Origin of the sequence: Pseudomonas sp. YuFO20 (genome assembly GCF_035064975.1) — a bacterium.
Classification (GTDB): Bacteria; Pseudomonadota; Gammaproteobacteria; order Pseudomonadales; family Pseudomonadaceae; genus Aquipseudomonas; species Aquipseudomonas putida_AE.
Genome location: NZ_JAXDEO010000014.1, coordinates 49,959 through 75,851 on the forward strand (window position 1 = coordinate 49,959; position 25,893 = coordinate 75,851).

The 25,893-nt window shown below is 62.9% G+C and carries 21 protein-coding genes; 3 read left to right on the forward strand and 18 right to left on the reverse strand.

Translation table 11 applies throughout. The features are described 5' to 3' along the window. From SOP85_RS10090 to SOP85_RS10160, 15 genes are all read right to left on the reverse strand, one after another. Positions 1 to 828 (reverse strand): ABC transporter permease, encoded by an 828-nt coding sequence (locus SOP85_RS10090; protein WP_323626846.1) that lies wholly within the window; start codon positions 826 to 828, stop codon positions 1 to 3. Between the two features lie 3 nt (positions 829 to 831). Then, complete coding sequence (locus SOP85_RS10095) at positions 832 to 1,791, reverse strand: ABC transporter permease (protein WP_274075740.1); 960 nt, start codon at positions 1,789 to 1,791, stop codon at positions 832 to 834. A gap of 151 nt (positions 1,792 to 1,942) precedes the next feature. Further along, a complete protein-coding gene (locus SOP85_RS10100; RefSeq protein WP_323626847.1) occupies positions 1,943 to 3,544 on the reverse strand; it encodes an ABC transporter substrate-binding protein in 1,602 nt (533 codons plus the stop codon). A gap of 98 nt (positions 3,545 to 3,642) precedes the next feature. Then, positions 3,643 to 5,058: an aldehyde dehydrogenase family protein gene (locus SOP85_RS10105; protein WP_323626848.1), complete on the reverse strand. Its 1,416-nt coding sequence runs from the start codon at positions 5,056 to 5,058 to the stop codon at positions 3,643 to 3,645. Further along, complete coding sequence (locus tag SOP85_RS10110; protein WP_323626849.1) at positions 5,051 to 6,241, reverse strand: pyridoxal phosphate-dependent aminotransferase; 1,191 nt, start codon at positions 6,239 to 6,241, stop codon at positions 5,051 to 5,053. Before SOP85_RS10110 ends, SOP85_RS10105 begins: the two co-directional genes overlap by 8 nt. Before the next feature lie 28 nt (positions 6,242 to 6,269). Next, positions 6,270 to 7,877 (reverse strand): 5-guanidino-2-oxopentanoate decarboxylase, encoded by a 1,608-nt coding sequence (locus tag SOP85_RS10115; protein ID WP_323626851.1) that lies wholly within the window; start codon positions 7,875 to 7,877, stop codon positions 6,270 to 6,272. Between the two features lie 10 nt (positions 7,878 to 7,887). Next, positions 7,888 to 9,987, reverse strand: coding sequence for an acetate--CoA ligase family protein (locus SOP85_RS10120; protein ID WP_323626852.1), 2,100 nt, complete (start codon positions 9,985 to 9,987; stop codon positions 7,888 to 7,890). Between the two features lie 18 nt (positions 9,988 to 10,005). After that, positions 10,006 to 11,166 carry an acyl-CoA dehydrogenase family protein gene (locus SOP85_RS10125; protein ID WP_274075746.1) on the reverse strand — a complete coding sequence of 387 codons (1,161 nt, stop codon included), beginning with the start codon at positions 11,164 to 11,166 and terminating at the stop codon, positions 10,006 to 10,008. Positions 11,167 to 11,209: 43 nt separating this feature from the next. Further along, complete coding sequence (locus tag SOP85_RS10130; RefSeq protein WP_323626853.1) at positions 11,210 to 12,001, reverse strand: enoyl-CoA hydratase/isomerase family protein; 792 nt, start codon at positions 11,999 to 12,001, stop codon at positions 11,210 to 11,212. Positions 12,002 to 12,286: 285 nt separating this feature from the next. After that, a complete protein-coding gene (locus SOP85_RS10135; RefSeq protein ID WP_323626854.1) occupies positions 12,287 to 12,778 on the reverse strand; it encodes a hypothetical protein in 492 nt (163 codons plus the stop codon). A gap of 252 nt (positions 12,779 to 13,030) precedes the next feature. After that, positions 13,031 to 14,443: an amino acid permease gene (locus SOP85_RS10140; protein WP_323626855.1), complete on the reverse strand. Its 1,413-nt coding sequence runs from the start codon at positions 14,441 to 14,443 to the stop codon at positions 13,031 to 13,033. Positions 14,444 to 14,650: 207 nt separating this feature from the next. Then, on the reverse strand, positions 14,651 to 16,897 hold the full coding sequence (locus tag SOP85_RS10145) for an ATP-binding protein (protein ID WP_323626856.1): 2,247 nt from the start codon (positions 16,895 to 16,897) through the stop codon (positions 14,651 to 14,653). Beyond that, on the reverse strand, positions 16,894 to 17,667 hold the full coding sequence (locus SOP85_RS10150) for a substrate-binding periplasmic protein (protein ID WP_323626857.1): 774 nt from the start codon (positions 17,665 to 17,667) through the stop codon (positions 16,894 to 16,896). Before SOP85_RS10150 ends, SOP85_RS10145 begins: the two co-directional genes overlap by 4 nt. A 5-nt stretch (positions 17,668 to 17,672) precedes the next feature. Then, the gene (locus SOP85_RS10155) at positions 17,673 to 18,389 is read right to left on the reverse strand and encodes a response regulator (protein WP_323626859.1); all 717 of its coding nucleotides are present in this window, start codon (positions 18,387 to 18,389) and stop codon (positions 17,673 to 17,675) included. Between the two features lie 74 nt (positions 18,390 to 18,463). Then, on the reverse strand, positions 18,464 to 19,111 hold the full coding sequence (locus tag SOP85_RS10160; protein WP_274075752.1) for a TetR family transcriptional regulator C-terminal domain-containing protein: 648 nt from the start codon (positions 19,109 to 19,111) through the stop codon (positions 18,464 to 18,466). Positions 19,112 to 19,265: 154 nt separating this feature from the next. On the opposite strand from SOP85_RS10160, the gene SOP85_RS10165 reads away from it, so the two are divergent. Beyond that, on the forward strand, positions 19,266 to 19,847 hold the full coding sequence (locus SOP85_RS10165) for a hypothetical protein (RefSeq protein ID WP_323626860.1): 582 nt from the start codon (positions 19,266 to 19,268) through the stop codon (positions 19,845 to 19,847). 138 nt (positions 19,848 to 19,985) lie between these two features. Here the strand turns inward: SOP85_RS10165 and SOP85_RS10170 are convergent, their stop codons facing one another. After that, entirely contained in the window at positions 19,986 to 20,777 is a 792-nt protein-coding gene (locus SOP85_RS10170) for a class II aldolase/adducin family protein (protein WP_274075754.1), read from the reverse strand. A gap of 77 nt (positions 20,778 to 20,854) precedes the next feature. Continuing rightward, positions 20,855 to 21,904 carry an ABC transporter substrate-binding protein gene (locus SOP85_RS10175; RefSeq protein WP_274075755.1) on the reverse strand — a complete coding sequence of 350 codons (1,050 nt, stop codon included), beginning with the start codon at positions 21,902 to 21,904 and terminating at the stop codon, positions 20,855 to 20,857. Between the two features lie 311 nt (positions 21,905 to 22,215). Here SOP85_RS10175 and SOP85_RS10180 point away from each other — a divergent pair, with 311 nt between their 5' ends. Further along, the gene (locus SOP85_RS10180) at positions 22,216 to 24,177 is read left to right on the forward strand and encodes an oxidoreductase (protein WP_323626861.1); all 1,962 of its coding nucleotides are present in this window, start codon (positions 22,216 to 22,218) and stop codon (positions 24,175 to 24,177) included. Positions 24,178 to 24,343: 166 nt separating this feature from the next. Beyond that, positions 24,344 to 24,940, forward strand: a complete 597-nt coding sequence (locus tag SOP85_RS10185) for a cupin domain-containing protein (protein WP_274075757.1) — start codon at positions 24,344 to 24,346, stop codon at positions 24,938 to 24,940. On the opposite strand, the gene SOP85_RS10190 is transcribed toward SOP85_RS10185, so the two are convergent. After that, the gene (locus tag SOP85_RS10190) at positions 24,937 to 25,869 is read right to left on the reverse strand and encodes a helix-turn-helix domain-containing protein (RefSeq protein WP_323626862.1); all 933 of its coding nucleotides are present in this window, start codon (positions 25,867 to 25,869) and stop codon (positions 24,937 to 24,939) included. The genes SOP85_RS10185 and SOP85_RS10190 overlap by 4 nt on opposite strands. Positions 25,870 to 25,893 lie beyond the last annotated feature (24 nt).

The following is a 25,893-nucleotide window of genomic DNA, read 5'->3' on the forward strand; positions in this document are numbered from 1 at the left end:
TCAGCATTCCTTGAGGCCGCTGGATTTGTGCAGCATCCAGTCGACGACGAAGTTGACGCTGACCGTGATCAAGGCCACGGCCAGGGCAGGCAGTAAGGGACTGATGTCGCCGAAGGTGATCAGCACCGCGTTATCGCGCACCATGCTGCCCCAGTCGGCGGTGGGCGGTTGGATGCCCAGGCCGAGGAACGACAGCGCACTGATGAACAGGAACACGAAGCAGAACCGCAGGCCGAACTCGGCAATCAGCGGCGCCGCCGCATTCGGCAGTACCTCGCGGGTCACCAGCCAGTACAGGCCTTCACCGCGCAGGCGCGCAGCCTCGACGAAGTCCTGCACCACCACGTTCATCGCTACCGCCCGGGACAGGCGAAACACCCGGGTCGCATCCAGCAGCGCGATCACCAGCACCAGCGACGTCGCGTTGGTGCCGACCACACTGAGAATCAGCAGGGCGAAGATCAGTTGTGGAATGGCCATCAGGATGTCCACCACCCGCGACAGCCCCTGGTCGATCGCACCGCCCTTGATCGCCGCAATCAGGCCGCAGGTGCCGCCCAACAGGAACGCCAGCACCGTGGTCAGGAAGGCGATGCCCAAGGTGTTGCGCGCGCCATAGACCAGGCGGCTGAACATGTCGCGTCCCAGGTTATCGGTGCCCAGCAGGAACTGCCCACCCCACGGTGCGAAGCCCTCGCCCACCACCTGGGTTTCGCCAAACGGTGCGAGGACCGGGGCAAACAACGCCACCAGGATGTACACAACGATCACCAGCAAGCCGAACTGCGCACTCAGCGGCGCCCGGAGCAAAGTTTTAAGCTGGCTCATGGTCTACCCCTTTGGATGCATCAGACGTGGGTTGCTGGCAATCGACAGCACGTCGGCGCTGGTATTGAGCAGGATGTAGGTCGCGGCAAAGATCAGGCTGCAGGCCTGCACCACCGGGATGTCGCGCTTGGCCACCGAGTCCACCAGCAACTGGCCGAGGCCCGGATAGACAAACACCACCTCGACCACCACCACGCCGACCACCAGGTACGCCAGGTTCAGCGCCACCACGTTGACGATCGGTGCCAGCGCATTGGGCAAGGCATGGCGGAAAATGATCCGCGACTGGCTGATGCCCTTGAGCCGGGCCATTTCGATGTAGGGGCTGGCCAGCAGGTTGATCAGCGAGGCGCGGGTCATGCGCATCATCTGCGCGATCACCACCAGGCTCAGGGTCGCCACCGGCAGCACCGAGCGCTCCAGTACCTCGCCCAGCGAGGCGTTCGGCGAGAGATTGGAAATGCTCGGGAACCAGTTGAGCTTCACCGCGAACACCAGGATCAGGATGTAGGCGACGAAGAACTCGGGGAACGACACCGCGCTCAGGGCCGAGGTGTTGAGCAGGCGGTCGAACCAGCTGTTGCGATACAAGGCCGCGAGCATCCCCAGCAACAACGCTAGCGGCACCGAGACCATGGCCGCCAGCAAGGCCAGGCTGAAGGTGTTGCCCAGGCGATTGCCGACCAGATCGGCGATCGGCCGCTGGTTGGCCAGCGACACGCCCAGGTCACCGTGCAGCAATTGCCAGATCCAGTGACCGAAACGGGTCAGGGGCGGTAGGTCCAGGCCCAGTTGCGCACGGTAGGCCGCCACGGTTTCCGGGGTGGCGGACTGGCCGAGCATGGCCTGGGCGATATCGCCCGGGAGCAGGCCGACGGCGAGGAAGATGATGACTGAAACGGCGAACAGCGATAACAGGCCTAATGCCAGGCGCTGCCCTAATAGCTTGAAAATACTTCTCATCGTGCGGTTCCTTGAAATGGGCACGTCTTCGAATTCTGCGAATTCCCCCTGTAGGAGCTGGCTTGCCAGCGAAAGCGGTAGGTCATCCAACATCAATGTTGCCTGTACCGACGCCTTCGCTGGCAAGCCAGCTCCTACAGGGATCTTGGAATTACGCCTGCCACCAGCGCTCGATGACGCGCAAACCGTCGAGCTCACCGTAAGGCGCGGTCTGTCCGCCGTGTGCCACCTTGTTCGAACGCGCCGCCACCGAGCTTGCGAACAACGGCACGATCGCCCCGCCGTCATCGCGGCACAGCGCCTGCATTTCGTTGTACATCTCGCGGCGCAGCGGCTCGTTCATTTCGCCCCGGGCGGCGTTGAGCAGTTGGTTGAAACGCGGGTTGTCCCAATGGGTTTCGTTCCATGCCGCGCCCTTGGCGTAGCCGATGCTGAACATGCGGTCGGCGGTCAGGCTGCTGTACCAGAACGAGGTGGTGAAGGGTTGCTTCATCCAGACGTTGGAGAAGAAACCGTCGGCCGGCTCGCGCACCACGTCGATGTCGATCCCCGCCGCACGGGCCTGCTCCTTGAACAGCACCGAGGCATCCACAGCCCCGCTGTACGCCGCGTCGGAGGCCTGCAGGCGGACCTTGAGCGAATCCAGGCCGGCCTGCTTCAGGTGAAAGCGCGCCTTGTCCGGATCGTAGGTACGTTGCTCCAGCGCCGTGTTGATGAAGCGGCTGCCGGGCTGGATCGGGTGATCGTTGCCCACCAGACCATAGCCGTACAGCACCGACGCCAGCAGGGTTTCACGGTTGATCGCGTGCTTCATCGCCAGGCGCACGTCGTTGTTCTGGAACACCTGGCTGTCGGTGAGCATCGGGAAGGTGTAGTGCTGGGCGCCCTTGGTTTCTTCGATGACCAGGTTCGGGTTGCGCTTGAGCAGCGCCACGGTCTTGAGGTCGACCTTGTTGATCACGTCTACCTGGCCCGTGACCAACGCGTTGATTCGCGCGGCGCCATCGCCGATGGCGAGCAGTTCGGCGCCGGCAAAGTGCGCCCGTCCCGCTTTCCAGTAATCCGGGCTGCGCTCCAGGGTCATGCGCACACCCGGCTCGAAGTCCTTGAGACGATAACCGCCGGTGCCGACGCCGGCTTGCCAGTCCGGCACGCCGTCCTTGCTCGGCATGATCACCAGATGGTAATCGGCGACCACGTAGGTGAAGTCGGCATTGCCCGAATGCAGCTCGAACACCACGCTGTCGCTGCCGTTGGCGCTGACCTTGGCCACATCGCCCAACACGGTCTTGGCCGCCGAGCTGGATTTTTCTCCGAGGTGATGCTGGATCGAGGCGACCACATCGTCGGCGGTCAGGGTCTTGCCGTTGTGGAAGGTCACACCCTGGCGCAACTTGAAGGTCCAGACGCGTGCGTCCGGGGTCGAGGTCCAGCTTTCAGCCAGTTCTGGGATGGCCGAGCCGTCTACGGCGATTTCAGTCAGGGTGTTATAGATCGCCGAGAAGCCGACAAAGGTGAAGGTGTCGACCCAGGAGCCAGGGTCTTTCGAGTCGGTGGTGCTGGCACCCGCCAGGCCCAGGCGCAGCACGCCGCCGGGTTTCGGTGTCGCCTCTGCAGCCATGGCGCCAAACGGCAGGCCCATGGAGAACGCTCCGGCCACCGCCGCAGCTGCCGCGCTGTACTTCAGGAAGTCTCTGCGCGGGAAACTGAATTCCTGGTTCGCTTGAGTAATCTTGTTTTTGTTATCGCTCATTGCATTGCCCCTGATCAAAAACTAATGGAATACCGGTTCAACACCACGCAAGACACCGGGCCAAGGCCCGGTGCGCATAACCCTTGAATCGCCAACAGTCACACCTGGATCGCCTTCACTTCGACGAATTCGTTGAGCCCCTCTTCCCCCCATTCACGTCCGTTACCGGATTGTTTGTAGCCGCCGAAAGGCGCCTGGTAATTGAATGCCGCGCCATTGACAAAGCACTGGCCCGCCCGCAGTTGCCGGCCCAATTGCAGGGCTCGTTCGGCACTGCCGGCCCAGACGCCGCTGGACAGGCCGAACGGCGAGTCGTTGGCGAGCTGGATCGCCTGCACCTCATCGGCATAGGGGATCAGGCACAGTACCGGGCCGAAGATCTCTTCCTGGGCGATGCGCATGCGGTTGTCGACATCGGCGAACAGCGTCGGGCTGACGTAATAACCCCGTTCGAACGCCGCGGACGAGTCGCCGCCGCACAGCAGCCGCGCGCCTTCCTGTTGGCCGACCTTGATGTAATCGAGCACGGTACGGCGCTGGCCGGCCGAACACATCGGGCCGAGGAAACTTTGCGGGTCGAGGGGATCGCCCATGCGCAGGCTCAAGGTTTCTGCCAACGCCAGTTCGACGGCCTCGGCATACCGACTGGCCGGCAGCAGCATGCGCGTCAGCGCCGTGCAGGTCTGGCCGGAGTTGATCATCACGTCCTGCACGCCATAACGCACGGCGGCAGCCAGGTCGGCGTCCTCGGCGATCAGCAGCGGCGACTTGCCGCCCAGTTCCAGACACACCCGCTTGACCGAAGGCGCCGCCGCTTGCGCGACCCGCACCCCGGCGCCGGTGGAGCCGGTGAACGAAACCATGTCCACACCGGGGTGTTTGGCCAACGCTTCGCCAACTTTCGAACCGGGCCCGCTGACCAGGTTGAACACCCCGGCCGGCAGGCCGATGGCCTCGATCATCTGCGCCAGCAGGAAGGCGTGCAGCGGCGTTTCCTGACTCGGCTTGACCACCACCGTGCACCCGGCGGCCAGGGCCGGCGCGAGTTTGCCGATCAACTGGTGCAGCGGGTAATTCCACGGATTGATGAACGCGCAGACGCCCACCGCCTCGCGAATCACCAGCGAGTTGCCGACTTCGCGCACTTCGTCCATCAGGCCGGCGAGTTCGACGTACTGCTCCAGGCCAACGATCGGCCCGTCCACCTGCACCGAGCGGCACCATTGCACCGGCATGCCCAGCTCAGTGGTGATCACCGCGGCCATTTCATCGGCGCGGGCGCGCAGTTGTTCGGCCAGCGCGCGGATGTAGCCGGCACGCACGCTCGACGGCGTGCGCGACCATGGACCAAAGGCCTTGCGTGCGGCGGCCACGGCTTTGTCGACATCGCGTTCGTCGCCAAGGGGCACGCTGCCGGCGACTTCTTCGGTGGCCGGGTTGATCACCTCGGCGATGCCCTGGCCCGAAGGGGTAATCCAGCGGCCATCGATAAACAGTGCCTTGTGGTTAAGCATGCAGCTGAGCCTCCATCAGTTCATGGGCACAACGGGCGATGCGCTGACAGGCATCGCGCAGCGGACCGGCGCCGACCACCAGGCCGAGGCGAATGTGCCCGGCCGCACTCGGGCCGAAGGCTTCACCGGCCAGTACCGAAACACCGTGGCGATCGAGCAGACGGTCGGCAAATGCCTGGGCGCTGAGCCCGGTTTCGCGGATATCGACCATCACGAACATCCCGCCGTCGGGCTTCAGGGCACGTACGCCCGGGCAATCGGCCAGGGATTCACACACCAGGTCGCGGCGCTGGCGATAGGCTTCGCGCATGGCGTCCAGTTCCGGCAAGTTGCTTTCCAGCGCTACGACGGCAGCGTCCTGAACGAAGTCGGGCGAGCCGTAGAGCATGCACAGCGCGAGGTTTTCCAGGTGCGCGGTCAGGGACGGCGACGCCACCACCCAACCGACGCGCCAACCGGTCATGGCGTGGGACTTCGACAGGCTGTTGAGGGTCGCGGTGCGCTCGGCCATGCCCGGCAGGCTCGCCGGGCTGACGTGTTCGCCCTCGAACAGCAGCTCGCTGTAGACCTCATCGGAAATCAGCCACAGGTCGTGGGCGATGCACAGTTCCGCCAAGGCTTGCCAGGTGCTGCGCGGCAGGCTCGCGCCCGACGGGTTGTGCGGACTGTTCAGCGCCAGTGCACGGGTACGCGGGGTGATGCGGGCGGCGACGTCTTCCGGCAGTACCCGGAAACCGTTCTCGGGACGCACCGGCACCGGCACGACCTTGGCGCCGCATGCGCCGAACACTGCTTCGTAAGTGACGTACATCGGCTCGGCGACTATCACTTCATCGCCGGGATTGAGCACGCATTGGGCGACGCAGAACAACGCGCATTGCGCCCCGGCCAGCACCGTGACCTCATCGGCCGAAACGGCCTGGCCGCTGCGCTTTTGATGACGCCGGGCGATGGCTTCGCGCAAAGCGCGCTTGCCGCGTACATCAGCGTAATGGGTGTTGCCGGCCAGCAGGCTATCGATCGCCCCCTGGACGATGGGTTGTGGCGTGTCGAAATCCGGGTCGCCCACGGACAGCAGCAGGATGTCTTCGCCCTGCTCGCGCAACGCCAGCGCGCGGTAGTGAATATCCCAGGCGGCGGCGCCGTCACCGGCGATTCGTTGCGTCAGATCGGAAAAGCGCATGGCCCTACTCCCTCTAAAAAGTTGAACGTCAGCGAACGCAGGCGTGCTTGAGTTCGATCAGGGTGACGCCGTTGCGCTTGAAGCCCAGGCGCAGGTCGGTTTGCAGTTCGGCGAGGTTCTGCGGCTGGGTCACGGTGCAACCGAAGGCGCGGCCAAGGGCGGCGAAATCCGGATTGCGCGGCAGTACGCCGATCGGCTCGATGTCCAGGCCAAGCATGTCGTCGCGGATCTGCCCCAGGGCGTCGTTGTTCCACAGCAGCACCACCAGCGGGCTATCCAGCTCCTCGACCGCGGTGGCCAGTTCCTGCGCGGTGTAGAGGAAACCGCCATCGCCCACCAGCACCAGGCCTGGCCGTTGCGGTGCACCGAACTTGGCGCCGATACCGGCCGGCAAGCCGTAGCCCAAGGTGCCGTAACCGGTCGGGTGCAACCAGCTGCGGGTGGCCTGGCTGACGAAGGCGTAGTTGCCGGTGTAGGCCAGCTGGGTCATGTCGGTACTGATGAAGGCGTCTTGCGGCAGTTCGGCAGCGATGCGATCAAGGATGGCTTGATGAATCGACTGCAACGAGCCATGGCTGGCCTTGACCGCTTCATGCAATGCGGCGACCGAGGCAACCGCTGCGCTGGCATCCCGTACATCGTTTGGCAGACGCTCCAGCAAACCGCTGAGGGTTTGTTGGGCATCACCCTGCAACGCCACCGTACAGGGGTAGAAATCGTTGAATTTGCGCGGATCGATATCCACACGCAGGAGTTCAGCGTTGAGCGGCAGGCGCTCGCGCCAGTAATCGGTATCGGCCATTTCGGTGCCGACCGCCAGCACCACGTCGGCTTCGGCGATCAAGTTCCAGCCCGGCTCTACGCACAGGGACGAACCGGCATTGAGCGACGCGTCGGGTGGCAACAGGCCCTTGCCGGCAACGCTGGTGAACAGCGGCGCGGCCAGTCGAGTGCTGAGTTCATTCAGTTCTTTCGCCGCATTCAAGGCACCACCACCGGCGATGATCATCGGACGTTTTGCGCCGTTGAGCTTGGCCACGGCTTGATCCAGTGCAGTGGCGGACGCCGGGCCACGCCCCGGACGACGCACCACGTCATTGCTCCAGTCTCGCGCCACGGGTGCCGACAACACGTCCAGCGGCACCGAAATATGCACCGGCCGTGGACGCTCGCTGTCGAACACCGCATAGGCACGGGCGATCAATTGCGGCAGGTCTTCGGCGGTCAAGGCGACGGCGGAGAACGCGGTGATCGGCGCGGTCATGGCGCGCTGGTCCTGGCACTCGTGCAGGATGCCCCAGCCCTTGCCGAGGCTGGCGGTGTGGTTGACGCTGGAAATCACCAGCATCGGAATCGAGTCGGCATAGGCCTGGCCGATACCGGTGGCGGCGTTGGTCACGCCGGGGCCGGTGATGACGAAGCAGACACCCGGCTTGCCGCTAACGCGCGCATAGCCGTCGGCCATGAAACTGGCGCCCTGTTCATGGCGGGTCAGCACGTGGCGAATGCCGCTACCGGGCAGGCCGCGATAAAGCTCAAGGGTGTGCACGCCGGGAATGCCGAACACGGTATCGACACCGTAGTTGGCCAGCAGACGCACCAGCGCCTGGCCACCGGTCAAGGTTTTGTCTTGCATGTTCAGGTCCTCACGCATGAGCGATGCGAATCAACGCATCGACCGCGGTCGTGCCATGGGCGCCGACCAACAATGGGTTCACATCGAGTTCCAGCAACTGCGCGGCGTTTTCGCAGGCGTAGTCGGCCACGGCGCGGATCGCCGCCACCTGTGCGTCCAGGTCCGCCACTTCGCGCCCGCGAAAACCTTGCAGCAACGGGGCGCTGCGCAGGCTCAGCAAGGCCTGGCGAATCGCGCCGTCGGTGGTCGGCAGCAACAGGCTGCGACTGTCCTTGAGCAACTCCACCAGAATCCCGCCCGCGCCAATCACCAGCGCCAGGCCAAAATCGTTTTCGCGCTTGATGCCGACGATCAGTTCGGCCAGCGGTGGCTTGGCCATCGGCTCCAGCAGCACTTGATCGAAGGGCACGCCCGGCGCGTACGCGGCAATGTTCGCCCGCATGTTGTCCAGGGCAGCGCTCAGGGCGGCGCTGTCCTTGAGGTTCAGGGCCACGGCACCGGCTTCGGTTTTGTGCGGTAACTGTGCACTCACGGCTTTCAATACCAGCGGATAACCCAGTGCCTGGGCATCGTTCAGCGCGTTGTCCGGGTTGCTCAATACACCATTGGGAGTTGGTAGACCGAACGCACGCAACGCCTGTTTCGAGTCCCACTCATTGAGCAGATGGCCTTCGCCTTCCAGCGCCTGCGGACACAGCGGCACCAGGGCCGATTCGCCGAGCGCCAGCAACGCCTGGCGGTTGCGCTGATAACCGGCGATGCGGCCCCAGGCAGCCAAGCCGTCTTCCACGCCTTGCAATGCCGCCACACCTTGGGCATGCAGCTGCTCGCGGGCGTGGGCCGGCAACAGTTCCGGGAATGCCGAGGTGACGAATCCGGTTTTGCCATGCCGCACCAGCGCCTTGCAGTACAGGTCCAGCAGCAGGTCGCACTCCTTGCGCTCGCCGGTAAACTCCGCCGGATAGTCGAGCACCAGCATCGCCGCATCGGCTTCGGTGCGCAGGGCGCTGTCGAGCATGCGGTTCAGCGCCTCGCCGTCGCCCCAGATCGCCGTGGTGAAATCCAGCGGGTTGACCAGGTTGGCGTAGCTGGGCAGGACCTCGGCCAGTTCGCCGACTTGCCCGGCATCGAGCTTGGGCAAAGCCAGTTCATTGCGTTCCGCGTAGTCGGCAATCAAACCAGCATCGCCACCGGAACAGGCCAGCGCGATCAGGCTGTTACCCGCCGGCAGGTTGCCGCAGGCCGCCGCTTTCAGGGTTTCGACGAAGCTCACCGGGCCGCTGACGCGAATCACCCCGAGGCGATCGAACAGCGCGTCGTACAACGCATCGGAACCGGACAGCGAACTGGTGTGACTGAGGGCCAGTTCAGCGCCGATCTGCGACACGCCGGTTTTCAGCGCAATGATCGGAATACCTTTCTCCAGCGCCTTGTGCGCGGCGCGGGCGAATCCCGGGACGTTCTTCAGGCCTTCCAGGTGCAGGCCGATGGCGGTGACACGCGGCTCGTCGAGCAGCACGTCCATCAGTTCGGCCACGCCCAGTTGCGCCTGGTTGCCCACCGAGGCCATGTAGGCCACCGGCAGCGAGCGGTCGCTCATGGACAGGTTGTAGGCGAAGTTGCCGCTCTGGGTCAGCACCGCCACGCCCTTCTCCACCGCTTTGCCGCCATGGGCCACCGGCCACAGCGCGCTGCTGTGCAGGTAGTCGAGCAGGCCGTAGCAGTTGGGGCCGAGCAAGGCCATGTCGCCCGCGGCTTCGAGCAATTGCTGTTGCAGGGCCTGGCCTTCGGCGCCGGTCTCGGCGAAACCCGAGGCGTAGCAGATCGCGCCGCCGGTGCCGATGGCGGCAAGCTCCGCGACGCAGGTCAAGGTCAGGTCACGGTTGGTCGCAATGAACACCGCGTCGGGCCCGCACGGCAGGTCGGCAACGCTGCGCACGCACGGCACGCCTTCGAGGCTGTCGTGCTGCGGGTTGACCAGCCACATCTGTCCTGGGTAGCCGCCCTCGGCGCAGCGTTTGAGCGCGCGGGCCATGCTGCGGCCGCCGACAAAGGCCACATGGCGGGGCGCGAGCATGCGCTTGAGGTTGTCACGAATGGTCTGGGACATGGGAATTCTCCGGGCCGATCAGCGCAGCAGCGGCCGCAGCAGTTCGCGGGAAATGATGTGCCGCTGGATTTCCGAGGTGCCTTCCCAGACCCGCTCGATCCGCGCGTTACGCCAGATGCGTTCCACCGGACTTTCGTCCATCAGGCCCATGCCGCCAAAAATCTGCACCGCCTCGTCGGCCGCGCGACCGAGCACTTCGCTGGCGAACAGCTTGGCCATGCCGGCCTCGCCGTCGGTCATGGTGCCCTGGTCCATTTTCCAGGCGGTGTGCAGGGTCAGCAGCTCGGCAGCACGAATCTGCGTGGCCATGTCGGCCAGCTTGAACGACACGCCCTGGAAGTTGCCGATGGCCTGGCCGAACTGTTTGCGATCCGCCGCCCATTGCAGCGACACGTCCAGCGCCCGTTGCGCCTGGCCCACGCAGTTGGCGGCGACCATGACCCGGCCGGCGGTGAGCCAGGCGTTGGCCACGTCCCAACCCTTGCCGACTTCGCCCAGCACTTTATTGGCCGGCACGCGGCAGTCGTCGAAGAACATCTCGAAGGTGTGGTAACCGCGGTTGCTCACGCACTTGGGACCCCGGCGGATGGTCATGCCCGGGGTGTTGCGGTCGACCAGGAACGAGGTCACGGCGTTGCGCTTGCGGCCGTTGTGTTCGTAGGTGTCGGTGACGGCGAAGACAATGGCGAAATCGGCGTGGCCGGCGTGGCTGATGAAGTGCTTGCTGCCGTTGAGCACGAAGTCGTCGCCCTCACGCACAGCGCGGGTCTTGATCGCGTTGGCGTCGGAGCCGGCGCCCGGTTCGGTCAGCGCGAAGCAGTCGATTTTCTCGCCCTGGATACACGGCAACAGGTAGTCGTTGATCTGCTCGCCGGTGCAGGCCATGAGGATTTTCGACGGCCGCGCAACGAAAACGTGCAGCGCCCAGGAAACCTTGGAAAGCTCACGTTCGATCAGTGCCTGGGACAGGTAGTCCAGGCCACCACCGCCCACCTCCTCCGGCATGTTGAAGGCATAGAAACCGGCAGCGATCGCCTTGCCGCGGATCTGCGCCGCCAGCTGCGGGGAGACTTCGTCGGCGCGGTCGACCTCGGTTTCATAGGGCAGCAGTTCCTTCTCGACGAAGCTGCGTACCGAGTCCACCAACATTTCTTGTTCTTGGGTCAGTTGGAAATTCATGCTGCTACCTGTTGTTCGTGTGCAATGAGAGGTTTGCCGAGATTTAGCGACCGATAAAACGTGCCGGGCGTTTTTCCGTGGCGGCGCGCAGGGCTTCGTTGCCGTCTTCACTGCGCCCACAAAGCAGGCCGGCGGCCAGTTCCGCTTGCAGTTGCGCGGGCAAGCTGCGCTCGGCGCCTTCGCGCATGAGCAGTTTGGTCTGGGCGAAAGCAAAGGTCGGCCCGGCGGCCAGGCGTGCGGCGAGTTCGCCGGCGACGCTCTTCAGCTGCTCGTCGGCGCAGACTTCACCGACCAGCCCGGCGGCCAGGGCGCGGTCGGCACCCCACAACTCGTCGAGGAACAGCAGTCGCTTGGCTTGTTCGGTGCCGATCAGCCGTGGCAGGTGCCAACTGGCGCCGGCGTCGGGCGAGTACGCCATGCTGGTGTAGCCGGCCTTGAAGCGTGCCGATTGCCCGGCAATGCGCAGGTCGCAGCACAGGGTCAGGTCCATCCCCGCGCCGACGGCGGTGCCGTTGATGGCGGCGATGGTCGGTTTTTCCAGGCTGTGCAGGCGGGTCATCAGGGCGTGGGCGGTTTCGGTCCAGCCGTAGGTTTCCAGGGCGCCACGGGCTTCGGCTTCGGCCCATTCCGCCAGGTCGGCGCCGGCGCAGAAGCTGCGACCGCTGCCGGTCAAGACCACCACGCGCACCGCCGGATCGGCGTTGAAGGTGTCGAGCAAGGCGTGCAGGTTTTTCAAGGTCGGAATGTCCAGCGCATTGCGCTGGGCGGTGCGATTGAGGGTGATCCAGGCGACGCCGGCTTCGACCTGACTGAGCAGCGAATCATGAGTAGTCATGCGAGTCCTCGAATTATTGTGATTGGTCTGAGGTGATGCGACTTGAGGCCATACTAAACGAGTGTTCAGTAAGGCGGCAATCGGCAGGGAAATGGGCTGTAACAAACGAATAATCGCGCTAGCTAGTTGATTTAATTAGATTTTTTTAAAAAACGAGAGGATTGATCGAAGTGGTTGTTACAACTTCGAACAACTGGTGACAGGCGGTAAACCGCCGATTTTCCGACCACCCCTAAACAACTGTGGGAGCAAAACCTGCTCCCACAAAAATGATTCGCCCGCGGGTTAATTCGCCGCAGACTCTGTGTATGTCACTTTGTCGAGGTAAATCGGTCCCACTGCTGCGGGACCTGTTGAAGATGGAAATGCAATGATCAACTGCACCTCCTCTACACCTGGCTTCATGGTGTGCTTGTACTCATATATTGTTTGCGGGCTGTCCAAAAAAAAGGGGACGGGGACTATGTAAGGAAACGGTGAAGAGGGGCCCCATCCAAATAGCGTGCAAAAAATGGAGGGGCCAGCTTGCTGATTCCGTGGCGCCTTCTGAGGTTGCAGTTGTGGCACAGATGCCTGAAACAACAGCTTGAATGCCACTGGACCGGTTGGGAAACGGCCGGTGTCGAGCATGACTGTCTGCCTCAAGCCCAACCTGATTTCGGCTTTTTGACTACCGTTGTAGTGCACCACCCTTGCTTTTCCATCGGACTCGGTCACAGTCCAATGCTGAAAGTCTCCGGTTTCAAAGTCTCCATTAAGGATCAAATTGCTGGACATGGGAGAAGCTCCTTCCTGGCTGATGGGAAACGCAAATCGCAGAGCTGCGAGTTGCGAGTTGCGAGTTGCGCCTCATTAGGGAACGGAGGTCTCGGGCTGGCTACTGTCAGATCTGACAGTTCCGATCAATGGCCGATCGATTCAAGACAACGGTGGGAGCGAGCTTGGGCGCGATAGCGGTGGATCAGTCAACAATGATGTTGAACTTGATGCCGCCATCGCGAGCAAGCTCGCTCCCACAGGGTTAACGGGTTAAACGCTCGGCAGGCTCGGCGCCAGCACCGCCCCGCGCTTGCGATGGATCAGGAAGTACGCGCCATAACACAGCGCAATGAATCCAAAGCCCCAATACAGCGACGGTCGCTGGGTTTCATCCAGTGCCAGGAACACGAACAGCGAGCAGCACAGCGTGATGCACATCAGCGGCAATACCGGGAACCACGGTGCGCGGTACTTCAGGTCGCTGAGTTGGCCGCCGTCACGCAGGTAGGCCTTGCGGAACTTGTACTGCGCCAGTGCGATGACAATCCAGGTCACGGTGCCCGACATCCCGCTCACCGCCATCAGCACCATGAACAAGGTGTCGGCGGCGACGAAACTGGTCATCAGCGACACCAGCGCAAAGCACAGGGTGATGCTCAAGGCGCGCAACGGCACGCCGCGCTTGCTTAGTGGCGAAAGACTTTTCGGCGCCATGCCGGTTTTCGACATGGCCCACAGGATGCGCGTCGAGGCATACAGGCCGGAGTTGCCCACCGACAGGATCGCCGTGAGGATCACGAAGTTCATCAGGTCGGCGGCGTAGGGAATGCCGACCATGTCGAACACCTGCACGAATGGGCTTTCCATCAGCCCCGCCTGCTGCCACGGCACGATCGCCGACAAGACGATAATAGCCAGCACGTAAAAGATCAGTACACGGAACACCACGTTGCGCACTGCACGGGGAATGCTTTTTTCCGGCTGATCGGTTTCACCCGCCGCCACACCCATGATCTCGCAGCCCTGGAAGGCGTAGACCACGGTCATCATCACCGCGAACACCGCAGACAGGCCGTTGGGGAACAGCGAATCGCCGATCAGATTGGTTGCCATCGGCGCCGGTGCGCCACTGCTCAGCGGCATCACACCGAAGATCACCAGCACGCCGACCACGATGAACCCGAGAATCGCCGCGACCTTGATCCCGGAGAACCAGTATTCCGCTTCACCGAAGGCACGGGTCGCCAGGGCATTGATACCGAACAGCACCACCACGAACAGCGCCGACCAGTACCAGATCGGCACCGCCGGGAACCAGCGGGTCATCAGCATCCCGGCAGCGGTGAACTCCAGGCCAACGGTGGTGGCCCAGCTCATCCAGTACACCCAGCCAATCATGAAGCCGGTGGCCGGGCCGATGAATTTGGTGGCGTGGGTCTGGAACGAACCGGACACCGGCATCTGCACCGACAGTTCGCCCAGGCAGACCATCACCAGGTACATCAGGAAACCGGCAACCAGGTACGCCAGGATCGCTCCCACCGGCCCGCCCTGGTTGATGGTCACCCCGGAACCCATGAACAGCCCGGTGCCGATCACGCCGCCCAGGGACAGCATGAAAATGTGCCGGCTTTTCAGGGCACGGGTCAGTTGGATGCCTTTACGATCAGTGGATTCGCTCATGCCCGGCACCTCGAGTCGGTGGTACGGACAGCGCATGACAGCTCGTCACGGCGCAGGGAGGAAGGAGCTTTACGGCAATTCATTATTATTATCTCCAATAAGCTTCGAAGACCGCGCTGCGGCGGTTGCGTCGATTATTGGAAAGCCATGTAAGGTCGCGTTGTACGTAAAGATCGAAGTTGTAGAAAGTCGTAACAAAAATGTACGTCAACTCTGCAACAGGCCTTTGAGGGTATGCAGTGAACGTTGCAGTTGTACTTCGACGGCGGGCACCAGCGCTCGAATCGTCGGTTCATCATTGCCCAGCGCCGCCTCTTCCAATGTGCGTAATACCGAGGCAAATGCCCGAAACCCCAGGGAATCGCTGCTGCCGGCCAAACGGTGGGCAAGCTGTGCAACTTCGGTGCAATCGTCGGCTTCGATGGCTTCGCCCAGTGCCTCACGGTGTTGCAGGATCGAATCGCGCAGCACGGCCAGCAGGCCCTGTACTTTCTGTTCGCCGAGCAAGGTGCGATGGGTTTGCAGCAAGGGCCAGTCCATCGCTTCATCGTCTACCGGCGACGGGGCGGGAGTGGCCTGCCCCGCCAGCACCTGTCGCAGGTTTTCCAGCTTCAAGGGTTTGGCCAGGATGCCATCCATGCCGGCATCCAGGTAACCGCGCACCAGCGCCGGTTGCACGCTGGCGGTCAGGGCAAAGATACGTGTTTGCCGGTTCGGTCCGTCGTCGCTACGGATCTGTTGGCACAACTGGACGCCACTCATCCCCGGCAGGTGCACATCCAGCAAAATCAGGTCGAACGTCCGCGCCGCGCATTGCACCAAAGCCTGTTCAGCATCGATAGCCAGCCAGACTCGATGCCCGTCCCGTCGCAGCAGGCCCTCGGCGACTTCGCGGTTGAGCGCCACGTCCTCGACCACCAGGATGTCCAGCGCCGGGCCCGCCAACTGAGTCGGCGCCGGACTCACAGCAGCGATCGCCGGCTGCAGCGTCACTTCGAACCAGAAACAACTGCCGCGCCCGACTTCGCTGCTGACGCCGATGTTGCCGCCGATCTTTTCAACCAGATGTTTACAGATGGCCAGGCCCAATCCAGTACCCCCATAACGCTGGGCGACTTCTTCGCTGGCCTGGGTGAAGCGTTCGAAGATCTTCGCCTGCATCGCCGGGGCAATGCCAATGCCGTTGTCCGTGACACTCACCCGCAGGCGTTGTCCGGGCGCAAGCAACGCCACTTCGACACTGACGTCGCCGCCTTCAGTGAACTTGATCGCGTTGGCCAACAGGTTGCTCAACACTTGCCGCAAGTATTGCTCGGCGCCGTGGTGATGTTCGGCGACCCGTTGATCGACCCGGCAATTGAGGACCGTGTCGTTGTCCAGCGCCTTGGGTTCGAGCAGCGTGAGGACTTCGTCGAGCAATTGGCGAATGGAGAAATTCACCGGTTCAGGCAGGCTGGTCCCCTCCTCCAGCTTGGCGAAATACAGCACTTCGTTGAGGATGGTCAGCAGCCCCTCGCCAGCCTTGTGCAGCGCATCCAGGCGCTTGCCGTCCTGCGGTTCGAGACGGGCACCACGCAATAATTCGGCCATGCCCAGGATGCCGTTGAGCGGCGTGCGCAGTTCGTGGCTCATGGTCGCCAGGAACCGCGACTTGGCGAGGTTGGCCGCTTCGGCTTCGTCCTTGGCGCGCATCAGGCTGGCGGTGCGGCGCTCGACCATTCGTAGCAATTCATCGCGGTTGTCCTGCAGGGCCAGGCGGTCGGTTTCCCGGCGGTCGATGTCACTGAGGATAGCCCTGCGCATGTCGTCGAGGGCATGGGCCACGGTGTCGATCTCGTCGTTCTGCGCGCTGCGCCGCTTGTCCAGGCGCAACGGCTCGTGCCATTGCCCGGCGGCAATGCGCCGGGCAAATTCGGCCATGACTTTCAGGTGGCGGGTCACCAGCCGATAGAACAGGCCCGACAGCGCCACCGACAGGCCGCAGAAAAACACCGCCATCCACAACAGGTTGGTCAGGCCGGTGGCGTACAGGCGTTGATACACCGCCCCCAAATCGGTGCTGACCTGCAGTTCGCCGAGATGACGCAACGGGCCGGAAGGCGGTTGGTAATCCAGGGCAAAACGCTCGATACGCAACGGCCCTGCAGGCGCGGGGTTGCCTTGCACCAGGTCGAAATCGGCACCGGTCAAATGCACCCTGGCGACGTCGGAGAAATCCACCAGACCGCGCAACTGCACCTTCAACTGCTCCTCGTCCAGATCCCAGAGGCTGCGCTCCAGGCTGGCCAGGTAACCGGCGCGGATCAGCTCCATGCGCGAGTCGATCTCGCGCATTTCCCGGCGATACTCGATGTACAGCTGCACGCTGCTGGCCAGCACGGTAAAACACAGGCTGAACAGCAGAATGAACAGCAGCAGGCGCCGCAACAGTCCGCCCGGACGCGCGCGAATCATTGCGCGTCTGCCGGCAGATTGATCATGTCGCGGTAGGTGACTTCGCTTTCATTGAGCAGGCGCTCGACATCACCGGCATCGACCATGCGCTGCAACTGCGCATCGATCTGCGGCATCTGTGCGGCCAGTGGCGAGCGGCGGGAAACGGCGACCCGCAGGTAGTCCACGCTCAGGGCCTTGGGCAAGGCGACGATATCCTCGGCGCCGGGCAGGTTTTCCACGTACAGCTCGCCGGTGCGGCGCTCCTGGGTGATGAAATCGATGCGCCCGCGAATCAGCTTGCCGAAGTTCTGCCGGCTGCTGGCGACCCATTCGATGTTGTTGTGCTGCGCGACCATGCGATCGAACGCCAAGCCGTAGCTTTCACCGAACAGCAGGCCGCCACGGTAATGGGCCAGGTCCTGCAGGTGTTCGAACTTCACCGGATGCTGGCGATTGATGAACAACGCCACTTCTTCGCGCAGCACCGGTACGCTGGAAAACAGCATGCTCTGTTCCCGTTGCGCGGTGCTGTAGGCCAGCACCACATCGACCCGGCCTTCGGCGGCGTCCAGCAGGCAGCGCTTCCAGTTGCCCAACACCACGACCTCGACCTCGTAGCCGAGTTGGCCGAACAACTGCTTGACCACGCTCGGCGCCAGGCCGCGGACCTGCTTGCCGTCGCTCCAGGAAATCGGCGGATACACCGGGTAATCGCAGTAGCGGATTTTTTCCGCGGCCTGCACCGTGCCCGCCGACAACACCAGCACTACCCAGAGCCAGCGCCTCACTGCCGTCACGCCGCCAGGCTGGCAGTGAACAGGTACCCGGCGCCGTGGATGGTGATGATCAGCTGCGGTTCGGCGGGATCGTCGTGCAACTTGCGGCGCAGGCGCCCGACCAGCACGTCGATCGAGCGGTCGTTGGGCACCCATTCTCGGTTGCGGATCTGGTCCATCAACTGGTCGCGGCTGAGGGTGTGGCCGCTGTTGCGCAAGAACACGCTGAGCAACTGGTATTCGCCGTGGGTCAGCAAGGTCTCGCAGCCGGCCGGGTCGATCAGGCGTCGGCGGTCGGTGTCCAGTGCCCAGCCGGCGAACTGCTTGACCGGTTTGGCGACGGCGGCGACCGGCTGTGGCGTTTGCGCATGGCGGACCCGGCGAATCAGGTTTTTTGCCCGGGACACCAGTTCCCGCGGGTTGAGGGGCTTGATCACGTAGTCGTCAGCGCCGCATTCGAGGCCGACGATGCGGTCAATTTCGTCGTTGCGACCGGTGATCAGGATGATCCCGACTTCCGAGCGCACCCGCAGTTCGCGGGTCAGGGTCAGGCCGTCCTTGCCCGGCAGGCGGATATCGAGCATGACCAGGTCGACGGCCTGGCTGGCCAGGAAGGTTTCGGCCAGTTCCGCCGTGGCGGCGCAATGCACGTCGTAGCCTTCCTGGGACAGGTAGGCGTGCAACAGTTCGCGAATCAGCGGATCGTCATCGACGATCAGTACCCGAGGAGTCATTGCTGGGTGTCCTGCTTGTTTCTTATTAGGGGGACTGCATCAGCGGCAGAGAGTAGCCACTGCTGAACGGGTGATCAACAGCTGCTCGTCTGCACGCAAAAACGCTGGCGGCCGCCGGCCTGCAAACCATCGACCCAGGCCTCGCAAATCTGCATGCCCTGCTCGGGGGTAAAGGTCCCGGGGTTGAGCCCGGACTCCAGCCACAGGCCATCGAGCAGTGCGCTGAGGCTGATCGCGGCCAGATCGGCATCGAAATTCTCCCAGCCCTCCTCCTGCGCCAATTCCCTGAGCACCTTGCCCAGGATCGCGCGGTACTCGCCATAGGAATGATCGTGGGCCTGATTGATCGCCTCGGCGGTTTTCACCGCGCCCCAGAAGGCGAGCCAGGCGTCAATCAGCTGCGGGTCGAGCAATTCGGCGGAGAACGAACCGCGGAAAAACGCCGACAGGCGCTCGCGGGCATTGGGGGCCGCTTGCTCCATGGCATCGCGCAGCAGGGTCATGACGCGCCCGGTGATCGCCATGTAGGCCTCGGCCACCAGTTCGTCCTTGCCCGAATAGTGATGGCTGATCAGCCCCACCGACACACCCGCCTCGGCGGAAATCTTGCGGATCGACGCGCCCTGGAAGCCATGGCGCTTGAGGCACACCAGCGTCGCCTCGATCAGGTTGGCTTTGCGCAACTCCGGTTCCATGCGAGAAAAACGGGCTTCCTGGTTCATGGGCGACGCTCCTGGTTTGTCCATCGTTGAACGACTGTACAGCAAGAGGCGGTTTGGCTGCCACATCGTGTAATCGTTCTTCGCAGGCAAGCCTGGCTCCTACATCAGATTGCGTATTACCCTCACCGTCCGCCTCGCCATTTAATACACCTTCATGATTTGCTCACTTCGCAATACCGCATTGGCTGCCCTGTGCCTGTCACCCTTCGCCGCGGCCGGGATCGAGGTGATCCAACCGGCGCATCCGGTGTGGTTGCTGGAACAACCCTTCGCCGAGAATGCCCTGCTCACCGCACGGACCTTCGGGGACGGTGCCTATGGGGATTATCGCGTCAATGCCACGTTGCAGATCAGTTGTTCCCAAACAGCCCGCTTGACCCTGCAGATCGCACCGGCATCCCTGGGTTTTGACAGCGATCCCTTTGAAGGTCCCGATGCAACCGCCGATGGGCCCCTGCAGATCACCACGGGAACACGTCCCAGCGTAGAGCATCGGGTTTCCGGCAGCTGGACCGCTGGCGGGGCTTTCCAGGTGGGTAACATGTTTTCGATCAGTACGGACATGCCAGCGCCAGAGCTGGAGTATTGGCTGAGTGATGCTTCGCGGGGTCAACCGCTGAAACTTGCGTTGGCCCCGGCGAAAACAGGCGGGAAACCACTGACCGCTACATTTTCGTTGCCGCAAGACAATCAAGGGTTGAAACACGCGTGCCTTGGGGCCAGGCCAGGGTTGTGAAGTTGGCAGTCCGCCGCCATCGCTGGCAAGCCAGCTCCTACAGGTTACGCGTTGGTCACGGATTCTGCGTACACCCATTACCCCTGTAGGAGCTGGCTTGCCAGCGATGAGGCCAGCCCGTACAACCGAGCATTCAGATCAATCCCGATACCCCGGCGCCACCCGCTCCAGCAACCTCAACAACGCCGCCCAAGCCAATTGCATCGCATCCGGATCGCTCAACTCCCCCTCCTCAAGCGGCCGCCCCGGATCATTGAACTGCCGCTCGGTATGCGCACAAACCTCTGCCGGCGGCAACACCACCTCGCCAGCCGCCTGCGCCGCCAGCTGGATTTCGCAGGCCTTTTCCAGGTAATACATGCGCAAAAATGCCTGGCTGACGGTTTCGCCCACGGTCAGCAGGCCATGGTTACGCAGCATCAATACCGGCTTGTCGCCCATGTCCGCCACCAACCGTTGCTGCTCACTCATGTCCAGCGCCACGCCTTCGTAGTCGTGGTAGGCAACCCGGCCATAGAACTCCATGGAAATCTGGTTCACCGGCAACAACCCGCACTTGAGCGCCGCCACCGCACAACCGGACTTGGTGTGGGTGTGCAGCACGCACTGCGCATCTTCCCGGGCGCCGTGAATGGCGCTGTGGATCACGAACCCGGCCGGGTTCACCGGGTACGGCGACGGCTCGACGGCGCGGCCATCGAGGTCGATCTTGACCAGGTTGGACGCGGTGATTTCGTCGAACATCAGCCCGTAGGGATTGATCAGGAAGTGATGCTCAGGTCCCGGAATACGCACCGAGATGTGGGTGAAGATCAGGTCGGTCATGCGAAAATGCGCAATCAGGCGATAACAGGCCGCCAGTTCTTCGCGCAGGCGCTGTTCGGTAGCGCTGCGCTCAGGAGCGGTCAGGGGTGTGGCGATGTTGTTCATCGGGCGGGTTCTCCAGGCAGTTCGGCTGGGCAGACAGTAAGACTGGACGCTTCGACACGTCCAGCCATCCTCACGACTTATTTGCTGGCCCAGGCGTTGAAGCGCTCTTCCAGTTCTTCGCCATGGTCGACCCAGAATTCGACGTTCATCGACAACGCGCCCTTGAGGTTCTGCGGCGCCGTGGGCACCCACTGCGCCAGTTTGTCATCGAGCCGCGCGGCGGCCTGGATGTTGGTCGGGCCGTAGGGGATCTGCTCGACGTATTTCACCTGGGCATCCGGCTGGTTGGCGAAGGCGATGAAGCGCTTGGCCTGGTCGACGTGCCGGGAGCCCTTGATGATCGCCCAGTAGTCCATGCCGTACAGGCTGCCGGGCCAGACCAGACCCAGGTGGCTACCTTTCTGCGCGGCGTCGGCTATGCGCCCGCTGTAGGTCGAGGTCATCACCACATCGCCAGCGGTCAGCCATTGCGGCGGTTGCGCGCCCGCCTCCCACCACTGGATGTAAGGCTTGAGCTCAGTGAGTTTGGCGAATGCCCGGTCCACGCCCTGCGGGGTGCCAAGCACCTTGTAGACGTCATCAACCTTGACCCCGTCCGCCAGCAAGGCGAACTCCAGGTTGTACACCGCGCGTTTACGCAGCCCACGCTTGCCGGGGGTTTTCTTCACGTCCCAGAAGTCTGCCCAGGAGGTCGGGGCCTGGGCCAGTTTGTCGGTGTCGTAGGCAATGGCCACGCTCCACACCAGCGCGGCGGAACCGCATTCCTGCGCCGCCTCGGGGATCAACTGGTCGGCGTGGCCTAGACGGGTCCAGTCCAGCCGCTCGTACATGCCTTCCTCGCAACCGCGCATCAGGTCCGGGCCTTCGATCTGCACCACGTCCCAGTCGACGTTGCCGGTGTCGACCATGACTTTGATTTTCGCCATCTCGCCGTTGTATTCACTCTGGATCACCTTGCTCTGATCCACGGCGGCAAAAGGCTGGAAGAACGCCACGTCCTGGGCTTTTTGTCCGGCGCCGCCGTAACCGACCACCACCATCTCCGATGCTGCCTGTGCGCTGCCCAGGCCCATGGCCAAGGTCAACGCCAAGGGATAAAAACCGTGCTTGAGCGTATTCGATTTCATCAGTGGTTCCTCGTGCAGGTGCCAGGCGACTGCAGGTCGGCATGGCCCTTTTTTATTGTTGGTGAGGGTCGCCCCAGGAGCGGGCTCGAGACGAAACTACTCAAGGCCCAGTAAAAAAACAAGTTGATTTTTTACTGAAGGTAAATTTCTATAGACCAAACAACAACAACGAAAACCTGATGCCTCTGTAGGAGCGAGCTTGCTCGCGATGGACTTGAGGGCGATGCGTTTATCCAGACAACACGCGTCATCGTTAACGTCCATCGCGAGCAAGCTTGCTCCTACAGGTCAGCCGCCGGAGTAACCGCACCATGCCGAGCCCGTCCCCTGCCTTCGCGCACCTGTTCGAACCCTTGCAGATCCGTGGCAAGCGCCTGAAAAACCGCATCATGTCCAGCGGTCACGACACCTCGATGCCCACCGACAACCTGGTCAACGAGCAACTGATTGCCTATCACAAGGCGCGTGCCGAAGGCGGTGCCGGGCTGATCGTGCTGCAAGTGGCCGGGGTGCATGACAGTGCGCGCTACACCTCCCATGTGCTGATGGCCACCGACGATGAATGCATCGAGGGCTACCGCAAACTCGCGCAAACCTGCCATACCCATGGCACGGTGGTGCTGTCGCAAGTGTTCCATCCGGGGCGGGAAATCATGGAGTCCAGCGATGGCCTGCTGGCGGTGGCCTACTCCGCGTCGGCGGTGCCCAACGAGCGTTTCCGGGTGATGCCACGGGCGCTGGACCAGGCGATGATCGACGAGATCGTCGCCGGTTATGCCGCTGCTGCCCGACGCCTGCACCAGGCCGGCATCGATGGCGTGGAAGTGGTCGCCAGTCACGGTTACCTGCCGGCGCAATTCATCAACCCGCGGGTCAACCGCCGTACCGATGGCTACAACGGTGAGCTGGAACAGCGTTTGCGTTTCCTGCGCGAAGTCATTGCCGCCGTGCGCGCGGCGACTGATGAGCAATTCATCATCGGGCTGCGCATCTCCGCCGATGAGCGCGATCCTGAAGGGCTGACCGAAGACGAATCATTGACCGCCGTACAATCGCTGCAAGGGCAGCTGGATTACGTGCACATCGTCGCGGGTACTTCGGCATCCCTCGGTGGTGCGGTGCACATCGTGCCGCCGATGGCGATCGAAGCGGCGTACCTGGCCAAGGAGGCCGGCACCTTCAAGGCTGGCTTGAACATTCCCTTGTTCGTCACCGGGCGCATCAACCAACCCCAGGAAGCCGAGTTGATTCTGGCCCGGGGCCAGGCCGATGTGTGCGGCATGACCCGGGCGCTGATCTGCGACCCGCAGATGCCCAACAAGACCGACACCGGCCACGTCGAAGATGTGCGCGCCTGCATTGCCTGCAATCAAGCGTGCATCGGGCACTTCCACAAGGGCTTGCCGATCTCCTGCATCCAGCACCCGGAAACCGGCCGTGAACTGATTTTTGGTCAGCGCCAAACGACTGCAAAACGCAAACGCATCATGATCGCCGGCGGTGGCCCGGCTGGCATGAAGGCCGCCGCCGTCGCCGCCCAGCGCGGGCATGACGTGACATTGTACGAGGCCAGTTCGCAACTGGGCGGCCAGGTGTTGCTCGCGCAATTGCTGCCACGGCGTAGCGAGTTCGGCGGCGCCAGCACCAACCTGCAGCGGGAAATGGAACTGGCCGGGGTGCGTGTGGTGCGCAATACCCGGGTCGACCGCGCCCTGGTGGAGCAGGAAAAACCGGACATGGTGATCGTCGCCACCGGTGCCGAGCCCTATTGGCCGCCCTTCGAACGCGGCGGTGGATTGCAGGTGGTGGATGCCTGGCAAGTGCTGCGTGAAGAGGTGCAGATCGGCCGTTCCGTGGTGGTGGTCGACTGGCGCTGCGACTGGATCGGCCCCGGCATTGCCGAGCGCCTGACCCGGGCCGGGCATCAGGTGCAACTGGCGGTGAACGGTACCCATTGCGGGGAGAACCTGCCGCTGTACGTGCGCGATCAACTGGCTGGCGAGCTGCACAAGCTCGCCATTCCCATCATCCCCTACGCCCGGTTGTACGGCTGCGACGACAACACGGTCTACCTGCAACACACCGCCAGCGGCGAGCCGATGTTGCTGGAAAATATCGACACGCTGGTGCTGTGTCAGGGCCATCAACCGGTGGATACCCTGGGTGCAGAGTTGCAAGGCCTGGTGGAATTTCGCCGCATCGGCGACTGCCTGGCGCCGCGTACCGCCGAAGAAGCGATTTACGAAGGCTTGAAAGTCGCGTGGGAGCTTTAAGCCTGTTTATACTCCGGGGCTTTGAAACACCCTTGTAGGAGCTGGCTTGCCAGCGATGGTCGTGAACGATAACGCGTGCTTACCGGATAATCGCGGTGTTATCGAGTCCATCGCTGGCAAGCCAGCTCCTACAAGGGTTCATGTTCTACCCGGTTTGGAATTCGCCATGAGCAACAGCAGCAAGACCCAGGCCGCATCAGGCAGCGCCGAACCGCATTTCCTCGGCACGCGCATCCGCGGCCTGCGCAAACGTCGGGGCATGACCCTGGCGGAACTGGCGCAACAGAGCGAACTGACCGCCGGCTACATCAGCCAGCTGGAACGCAACCTCGCCTATCCGTCGATCCCGGCGCTGTTCAACATCGCCCGCAGTCTCGGCGTGACTATCCAGTGGTTCTTCGCCAGCGAGGCGATCACCGATCCTGAAGACGACGGTATTGTCGTGCGCAAGCACAGCCGCCTGAACGTGCATTACGAAGACGGCATCGTCGATCAGCTGTTGACCCCGCAAGTCAACCGCCAGCTGGAAATGCTCCACTCGCGTTTCCCGCCCGGCACCTACAGCCAGCAAAGCTACAGCCACGACGGCGAAGAAGCCGGTTACCTGCTGTCGGGCAGCTTCGAGTTGTGGGTCGGCGAGCGCTACTTCCAGCTCAATGAAGGCGACAGTTTCAGTTTCTCCAGCCAGGAGCCGCACCGCTACGGTAACCCCGGCGAGGTGGATGCCGTGGTGATCTGGGTGATCACCCCGCCGACCTTCTAACGCCGGCCGCGCCCGCTTGCCTGAGCGACACATGCACGCTTGAGGGTGTCGCTCGGCAGTTCCTTGAACAGCGCGCGATAGCTGCTGGAAAACCGTCCCAAATGCCAGAACGACCAGTGCATGGCCACTTCGGCCACGGTGGTTTGCGTCGGCGTGCGGCTGAGCAGTTCGCGGCGGGCACTGTTGAGGCGGCGCAGGCGCAGCCACTGGGTCGGCGCCATGCCGGTGTAGGTCTTGAACGCGTGTTGCAGCTGGCGCAGCGAAACCCCGGCGACCCGGGACAACTCCAGCAGGTTGAGCTGCTCCTCCGGGCTGTCCGCCGCCCATTCCCCTACCCGCTGCATGATCGCCCGCTCCCCGGCCCGACGCTGCAGGGCGCCCTGGTCGAGGCGCAAGCAGGCGTTGTCGAGGATGAACAGACAGTCCTCCAACAACTGTTGGGTCAAGGCTTCGCGGCTGGGCGGGTCGTAGGTCTGCGACAGCTGGGTCAGGGTTGCGCTGAGCCAGCGACTGAACAAGGCATTCTGCTGCGAGTTTAGCGGCGCCAGGAACAACCCCTCCAGCCGCGCGACGTCCAGCCCATGGCGCTTGACGAAGTCCGGGCCGAACACCACGGCGATTTCCTGGTAGTTCTCCGGGGTGATCCAGATGTTGCGGCTTTCACCGTTCAACACGTACAGCGCGTTGTCGCTGCGGTCGAAGCAGAACGCCAGCGAGCCTTGTGGCGCGCTGAAATTCTGCTCGACCCGGGTGTTCATCTGTTCCTCGTAGATCTCCACGCCCTGTAGATCCAGATAGCGCACCAATCCTGCGAAATGTCCCGGCGACATCTGTTGGTAATGCTGGACCCAGCCCGGTGTGGCGCGGATTTGCTCGGCGACATCGACGGTACTGAATGCTTGGACCTGTAACGAATTGCAAGCTGTCATGGGTGACCTTACGCACTCTTTTGG